This is a genomic window from Erysipelatoclostridium sp. MSK.7.34 (genome assembly GCF_019041935.1).
GTDB classification, from domain to species: domain Bacteria; phylum Bacillota_I; class Bacilli_A; order Erysipelotrichales; family Coprobacillaceae; genus Thomasclavelia; species Thomasclavelia ramosa.
The window spans coordinates 1-819 of record NZ_JAHPYJ010000068.1 but is presented as its reverse complement, the minus strand read 5'-3'; the positions used below and the strand labels follow the sequence as shown (position 1 = coordinate 819).

1 protein-coding gene is annotated in these 819 nt (G+C 40.8%); it reads left to right on the top strand.

Annotated features, from left to right (window positions below):
- Positions 1-819 (top strand): 3-deoxy-7-phosphoheptulonate synthase (gene aroF, locus KTF99_RS16835; protein WP_009010157.1); only part of this gene is annotated, 819 nt, incomplete at both ends.

Below are 819 nucleotides of genomic sequence, written 5' to 3'. Positions count from 1 at the left end.
GTATCTGAGCCATATAAACTTGCTAACCGGGCTTTTCATCCTGATGATACGATCGTTGATGTTGCTGGTGTTAAAGTTGGGGGTGACAACCTTGCTTTGATTGCTGGTCCATGTTCTGTTGAAAGTGAAGAACAAGTAATCGAGATTGCTAAAGCTGCCAAAGCTGCCGGTGCTAATATTTTAAGAGGAGGCGCTTTCAAACCAAGAACTTCACCGTATGCATTCCAGGGAATGGGGTCTTCTGGTCTGGATATTCTTGTTGCAGCTAAAGAAGCAACTGGATTGCCAATCTGTTCGGAACTGATGGATGCCCAGTATTTAGAAGAATTCAATGAGAAAGTAGATCTAATTCAGATCGGGGCAAGAAATATGCAAAACTTCGACCTGTTAAAGAAAGTGGGAGCAGGAACAAAGAAACCAATCTTATTAAAGAGAGGATTAAGTGCGACATTTGAAGAATGGATCATGTCAGCGGAATATATCATGGCAAACGGGAATCCGAATGTAATTTTATGTGAACGAGGGGTAAGAACATTTGAGACATATACAAGAAACACGTTGGATTTACAGGCTATACCGGTAGTAAAGAAATTAACACATTTACCAATTATAATTGATCCAAGCCATGCAGGAGGGAAATGGTGGTTAGTGGAACCAATGGCAAAAGCAGCAGTAGCAGCAGGAGCAGATGGGTTAATGATCGAAGTGCACAACAATCCGGAGAAGGCACTGTGTGATGGACCACAGTCATTAAGACCGGAAAGATATGAAGAATTATTAAAACAAATTTCTAAAATAGCTGAAGTTGTTGGAAAGAAA